The sequence below is a fragment of the Corynebacterium sp. KPL3927 genome, assembly GCF_040225835.1.
In the GTDB taxonomy this organism is placed as follows: Bacteria; Actinomycetota; Actinomycetes; order Mycobacteriales; family Mycobacteriaceae; genus Corynebacterium.
Window position 1 is genome coordinate 1 of the sequence record NZ_JBEHGD010000036.1, and the last position, 6,121, is coordinate 6,121.

At 50.4% G+C, this 6,121-nt stretch carries 6 protein-coding genes and 3 pseudogenes; 5 read left to right on the forward strand and 4 right to left on the reverse strand.

Going from position 1 to position 6,121, the window contains the following annotated elements:
• Nucleotides 1-131: 131 nt before the first annotated feature.
• Both ABRP86_RS11255 and ABRP86_RS11260 read right to left on the reverse strand, forming a co-directional pair.
• Nucleotides 132-1,237 (reverse strand): annotated as a pseudogene (locus ABRP86_RS11255) (IS3 family transposase); the annotation flags it as partial.
• A gap of 433 nt (nucleotides 1,238-1,670) precedes the next feature.
• Complete coding sequence (locus tag ABRP86_RS11260) at nucleotides 1,671-2,039, reverse strand: hypothetical protein (RefSeq protein WP_349864407.1); 369 nt, start codon at nucleotides 2,037-2,039, stop codon at nucleotides 1,671-1,673.
• 266 nt (nucleotides 2,040-2,305) lie between these two features.
• Here ABRP86_RS11260 and ABRP86_RS11265 point away from each other — a divergent pair, with 266 nt between their 5' ends.
• The 5 genes from ABRP86_RS11265 (at nucleotide 2,306) to ABRP86_RS11285 (ending at nucleotide 4,863) form a co-directional block, all read left to right on the forward strand.
• A complete protein-coding gene (locus ABRP86_RS11265; protein WP_486702862.1) occupies nucleotides 2,306-2,926 on the forward strand; it encodes a recombinase family protein in 621 nt (206 codons plus the stop codon).
• A 156-nt stretch (nucleotides 2,927-3,082) separates the two neighbouring features.
• Nucleotides 3,083-3,241 (forward strand): hypothetical protein, encoded by a 159-nt coding sequence (locus ABRP86_RS11270; RefSeq protein ID WP_349864409.1) that lies wholly within the window; start codon nucleotides 3,083-3,085, stop codon nucleotides 3,239-3,241.
• A gap of 419 nt (nucleotides 3,242-3,660) precedes the next feature.
• Nucleotides 3,661-4,056 carry a DUF6355 family natural product biosynthesis protein gene (locus ABRP86_RS11275; RefSeq protein ID WP_349864412.1) on the forward strand — a complete coding sequence of 132 codons (396 nt, stop codon included), beginning with the start codon at nucleotides 3,661-3,663 and terminating at the stop codon, nucleotides 4,054-4,056.
• Between the two features lie 3 nt (nucleotides 4,057-4,059).
• On the forward strand, nucleotides 4,060-4,380 hold the full coding sequence (locus ABRP86_RS11280) for a DUF6355 family natural product biosynthesis protein (RefSeq protein WP_349864414.1): 321 nt from the start codon (nucleotides 4,060-4,062) through the stop codon (nucleotides 4,378-4,380).
• A gap of 54 nt (nucleotides 4,381-4,434) precedes the next feature.
• A complete protein-coding gene (locus tag ABRP86_RS11285; RefSeq protein WP_349864417.1) occupies nucleotides 4,435-4,863 on the forward strand; it encodes a DUF805 domain-containing protein in 429 nt (142 codons plus the stop codon).
• 237 nt (nucleotides 4,864-5,100) lie between these two features.
• Here ABRP86_RS11285 and ABRP86_RS11290 read toward each other — a convergent pair.
• Nucleotides 5,101-5,772: pseudogene (locus ABRP86_RS11290) on the reverse strand (transposase); the annotation flags it as partial.
• Nucleotides 5,773-5,864: 92 nt separating this feature from the next.
• Nucleotides 5,865-6,047 (reverse strand): annotated as a pseudogene (locus tag ABRP86_RS11295) (integrase core domain-containing protein); the annotation flags it as partial.
• Between the last annotated feature and the right edge of the window lie 74 nt (nucleotides 6,048-6,121).

Consider the following 6,121-nt stretch of genomic DNA (forward strand, 5'->3'; position numbering starts at 1 on the left):
TGACTCACAATGAACATCCTCTCTTACGGACACAAGATCCGCACTAATCGGGTGTCCACTAAACGAGGGTAACCTCAGAAGTCATCGGGGGCTAGAAGGCTGCACCAGGAGTGCCGCCTGCGCGTGTTTTAGCGCATGCACCACCGGAAGATTTCCTGGCGGCAGCTGATTGGACTTTCAAAGAGTTTCCTATCACGCAGTACTTCACGCTTTAAGGTGGCGTTAAAGGATTCTGCTAAGGCGTTATCAGCACTCGTTCCCACTGCTCCCATGGATTGACGCACACCAAACCGGGCGCAGTGGTCCCCAAACGCCTGTGAGGTGTACACACTGCCATGATCAGAATGGAAAATTGCCCCTTTAAGGCTTCCGCGGACCTTTCTGGCATGAGACAAAGCCTCGATAACCAGCGATACCCGCATGTGATCCGCGAGTGCATGACCGACAAGTTTGCGAGAGTAGACGTCGATGACCGTGGCAAGGTACATGTTCTTGCCACCCTTACACGGCAGGTAGGTGATGTCGCCTACATAGACGTGGTTTGGCCTGTCAGCGGTGAATTTACGGCCTACTAAGTCCGGCATGACACGGTGGCCAGGCTTGCGCCTGGTAGTGACACATCGGCGGCGCTTGGTAAAGCCTTTGAAGTCCCATGGATTTCATGATGCGTGCGACCTTCTTGTGATTTATCGGGCCAAAGCTCGTATCGGCTTTAAGGCTTGCAGCGATGCGTTTAGCACCGTAAAGACCATGCTCATCATCGAAGACGGTTGTGATCCTTGCACCAATAGCGGCATCGGAATACATCTTTAACCTGCGCTTTTCACGGGTTTGGACCCATTTATAAAACGAGGAACGATTGAGCTTTAAAACGTGGCACATCCGCTTCAGCCGAGTATTCGGTTCGGTGGTCATAGACAAACTGGAAGCAGAACTCCCGTGAGTCTGCTTTAAGCAAAATACTTCGCGGCCTTGCGCAGGATGTCACGTTCTTCGCGTAGCTTAGAGACCTCTTTTTCTAGTTGGCGGATCCGTCTCACGAATCATTTGCCGCTTGGGCTTGATCGTGCATGGCCTTTATGCGGGCGCGTTTGCCGATGCCGTACTTGGTGACCCATGAATGCAGCGAGGCTCGGTTGATGCCGAGCTCTGCTGATGCTTTGTTCAGCGAGAGGTCCTCGTTGTTCTCATAGAGGGCTACGGCATCGCGTTTGAACTGTTCGGAGTACCTGGACATGATGGTAGATTACCTTTCTTCCCAGCCCGACTGGGCTGGATATCAGGTGTCCACCAAAAAGGGGTCAGGTCCTAGTGCTCACTTAATATCGTTCTTTGAGCGCTGGACTTTTGATGTCATAGTCTTGCGTATCTTGCTTTTACGCCCCTGTACTTACCACCCAGTACAGGGGCGGCCACTGCCATTACTGCCCCTCATAGAGCAGACGTTATTCAATAGACTAGATGCACTAGTCATACATGAGTAGCGTTCGCTTTCTTTGGGTGATGCTTTCGTTCCCGCATTGCTTTTATTAGTTCTGGAATCGCCGTGAAAAGCAATATAACACCTATGATCGACAGTGCTAGCTTTGCGTCAGAAACGATAATTCCAAGAACCATAGCCAATATGGAGCATATTAATGCCGGAAGCTGTTTTCCTATTTTAGGATTCATTAATGGTGCTCCTCCTGCATCATTTTATCGAAGTCGCAACCAGCGAAAGCTGCTAGGCTGGCAGCACCACCAGCCTTAGTGAGCCCCTTAAGGATGGAAGCACCCTTTGCTGCGGGGACACCTGCCGAGAGCATGTTGGCATAGCACCGAGCCCAAGCTTTCCTTGCTTCCACGTTTGGTGGAGCCTGCTTATCAAGAATTTCTTGCGGTATGTTAGTGCAGCCGAATGAATTCATGCAGTTCATTCCATTGAACCCATTCGCACCGTCAGCATGGGCTGAAGGCACATATGCAGATGAGAAAAGCAGTGTAGCGGAAAGCGCTGCAATTATTGGAGTACGCTTTAGTGTGGACTTCTTTAGTGACAAAATTCAACCTTTCTACAGTTTTGGGCCAAGTGTGACTCACTGCGCACGATAACACAGCTCGCATTGAGACTCTAGAGATTTATTGCGTATATCTAACAAGATTAGAATCTTTTCTTTTCCACCCTAATGCTACAACCCCGGAGGATGGACGCAGGAAGATTATCTTCCCGTCAAAAGGTTTGAGATTACGTCAAGGGTGCACCCTAAGTGAACAGTTTAGGAATTACATCCACCGCGTTTAACCCACTGTTCGCTAGGGTGGGTTCATGACCAATGAAACAGAACCGTCACTACCTCTAGATATTTCCGAACAATCAGAGGTGATTACGGGCCAAAAAATCGGCTACGCGCGTGTTAGTTCCAAAGACCAGAATCTCGACCGACAGTTGGCGGCGTTGAAGAAGGAAAAAGTCTTCCGCATCTTCACCGACACGGTGAGTGGTTCGTCCACTAAGTGCCCCGGCTTAGATGGGGCGCTTAATTATGTGCGTGCCGGCGATCAACTCATTGTGGTGAGTATGGACAGGCTTGCCCGTTCCCTTATCGATCTCCACCGCCTGGTCGATGAACTCACCGAACGTGGAGTATCCGTCAAGTTTCTCAAAGAGGGGCAGGTATATTCGCAGGATTCGACGCCGGTGGCCAAGCTCATGCTCGGCCTACTCGGGTCGGTGGCGGAGTTTGAACGCGCGATTATTCGCGAGCGCCAAGCCGAAGGCATCGCCAAAGCCAAGGCGCGCGGTGTTTATAAGGGGCGTGCGAAAGTCCTCAACGAGGAACAAATAATGCAGGCGCGCGAGTGGGTGAGCGAGGGGATTCCGAAAGCAGAGGTTGCCCGCCGCCTCGGGATAGGGCGCACCACACTGTATAAATACCTCAACCAATAAGGCCGACGCGTCCCCAGTGCCTATTGCTATACCACTTGCTATTTGTACTGCTATGGGAATTATTACTCCCGGTAGAGCCCCATTATCGCTAGCTCTCGGGAACGGGGTTGTCGCTGATGGCGGGGAATGTGCACACGAGCCTGCGATCCTACAAGCGTGATGATTTTCTTACTTTTGGAAGGGTTTCTGTCCCTGCCCGCGTTCATCGCGATTTATGTCATGAGTCGTTCGATCACGTGGGGTGCCGTCGCAGGCCTGTTCATCGTGTTCATGCTGCTGGCCTGGGTCATTTTTACAGCCATTACACTTCAGTAGCTCTGACGTGCCTTTATAGGTCAGTGGGGTCGCGTGTATTGGTGGAGCGTGACGGTGGTCTTGTTGGGTATTCCCCATGTGGCGGCCTGGTCGAGGATTTAATGCCTAATCTTGGTGACTTCTCGCCTGAAAAGTTTGTTGAGCATGTTCCCTGTCATTAAGCGGTAGTGCAGATGGGAGGTAATGGTTTTGACTCGCTTACGAATTGGCCATGTATACCCAAACGACCGTGGAGACGTTAGTGGTTGGCGTATTTAGTGACCTGCAGGGCGTTTAGTTAATTGGAGGTTAACATCGATAAAGTTTTGGAAAACTTTTCCGTTATATACTTCACTCAACTAACCGATTGTGAATAGTGTAGGTCACATGGAGCGTTGATTGCACTCTGGTTCATTTGTTTGAAATTAAGGGAGGTTTTCATGTCAGGTTTGAGTAAAACTACTACAATCGCAAGTTCGGGTATTAAAAGAATGCTCGTCGGCACGGGGGCACTATCTCTTGTTTTCGCTGGGATGGTGACGATTGGCGAAACTCCTGAAGCTTCGGCGACTACTTGCGGCTACCACACTGAGCACATTAACCGAGAACACAATTGGGGGGATGTTACTATTCCTGTAGTGGATGTAACTGTTCCTTTTCCTGGTGGCAGGGTTGAAACAGCATTCTGGGGAAATTGCAGTGGTGGAAACGAAAAGATCAAGGTTAATGCAGCAAGTGGAGATTACGAGGTTTGTGTTAACCCAGGAGATTCCCAACTTGGCACGACTCGAGAAGGGAAGAAAATTTCCGGCGCTTCAAAGATTGGAGCGTGCTAAATAATGGGAAAAATTACTCGTAAAGCACTTTCGACAGCTATTGCTGGATGTACAGCACTAGGCTTGTTGACGGTCAGCCCTATCGCTTCAGCTTCAGTATGCGGTTTCGTGGGAAAAGCTACGGGGAGCCCTATCGCCGGCAAAGGCGACGATGGAAAATACGAAGAGGCCGTTTACACTAACTGCAAAAACCATCCAGTAAAGATTAAAGTTAAGTATTTTTACGCATCCGAGGATAGGTGTGTAGGGCCTGGCGAAACCCGGCTAACCGTAAACCCGAACTTAGGAGCTTTGGTTGGGGCAGACGAGATCGGTAGTTGTTAAGGGGTAGGAAATCTCCTTCCCTAAAGTATTCTTTTAGCGGAAAGAGGTTTTATTATGGATAAGCAATCTTCCTACCAGGCCCTGCATGGGGCGTCTCCGCAGCAGGCCGTGTCACGGTTTTTCTTGAGATATTTTGCTTTTAAAGGGTCAGCCTCTAGAAGTGAATACTGGTGGATTTTTTTCTTATTGACTATTGGTTCATTCTTCGTCAGCATGCTCGATAATCATTTAGGTGATTTTCATGGAGTATCGCTAGAAGAAGTGATAGCAGCAATCGTTTTTCTGCCTTTTCTTGCGTTGCTATCGAGACGGCTGCAAGATGCGGGATTCTCCGGAATTCTAGTTGTATTATTTTTTATCCCCATAGTGGGAACTATCCCTTTAATGATCATGACCCTTCTTCCCTCAAGTGATGACAAACGTCATCTCTTTTTCCAGAAGAAGGTGTCGCCTTCAAGCCAAAAGGAAGCACGATCGACTTAAAGGAAAGTCTGGCAATCGTAAGCACTCAGGTGTGTGGTTACGGAAGTCTTTAAGGATAAAGGAGAGACTGACCTGATTTTTGGTCAGTTCCTCCAACCTGTCGGGGGTGTTCCTATCTAGTTAGTCAAGTCCGTGGGTGGAGTTTTCAGGGGTGACCGCGGTGCTTGACTCTGTCTGATTAGCGGCACGCTGAGGGGCCGACTGGGGTTTGCCCAGTCGGCTTTTGTATCTGTGGCTTTATGCTGCTGCGATGACCTCCGGTGCGTTCTCGCGGTAGAGCTCTCCGTTGCGCATCATGGCGAATAAGACATTGAGCCGTCTGCGGGATAAGGCGACGACTGCGGCGTTGTGTCTCTTGCCTTCTTTTCGCTTTCGTTCGTAGAATTGCCGTGAACGTTCGTGGAATCTGATCGATGCAAAAGACGATTGCCATAGAGCGTTCTTTAATTTTTTGTTGCCGGCTCGGTTCAGACTGTTGGACATAATGGATGTGCCCGACTGATTTGTCCTAGGTGACAGACCTGCGTACGACGCCACATGTGCAGCAGACGGAAAATCCGACATATCTCCCACAGCCATAAGGATCTGTCCTGCAGATTTCGGCCCGATGCCCGGCATCGACAGCAGAATCTCGGTGTGAGGAATGTCTTGAATCAGGGCGAGTACTTGGTCCTCGATTTCCTTGCGGTGCTCCTTTTTCGCAAGAGCATCAGCGGCTGACATCGCAACACCGAGTTCGGCGTATTCCGACCCAGGTATCTGCACTGTTTGGCTGGTAAACGCTGCGAACATGGCTTCAACGATGGTTTCTGGATTCCGTGCCCGATGGCGTCTAGTAAAGACGTTGACTCTGGCTTTGCCGAGTCTGCGGATCTTGGTGGGTCCGCCATACTTGGCGAGTAGTTGAAGTTGGGGTTGCCCGCAAATCGTGGACACGTAGTGGAGCTACCTAGTGGTTAGGCAGCTATTTCTTTTCTGCTGGTGGTTAGGCTGGTGTGGTTCTCGAAATCGACGGGGCTGACCATCCCGAGTGCGGAGTGCCGGCGCCGACGGTTGTAGACGGCTTCAATCCAGTAGGCAACGGCCTGACGCGCAGCATCGCGGGTTGGCCAGCGCTTCCGGTCGTAGAACTCGGTCTTAAGCGTCGACCAGAACGACTCGGCCATCGCGTTATCGAAGCAGAGAGTGTCTAATGGTTTGTGTGTGGGAACCTAACCCGCATAAGGAGATGAACCAGAATGACTACTATGGCGAGACG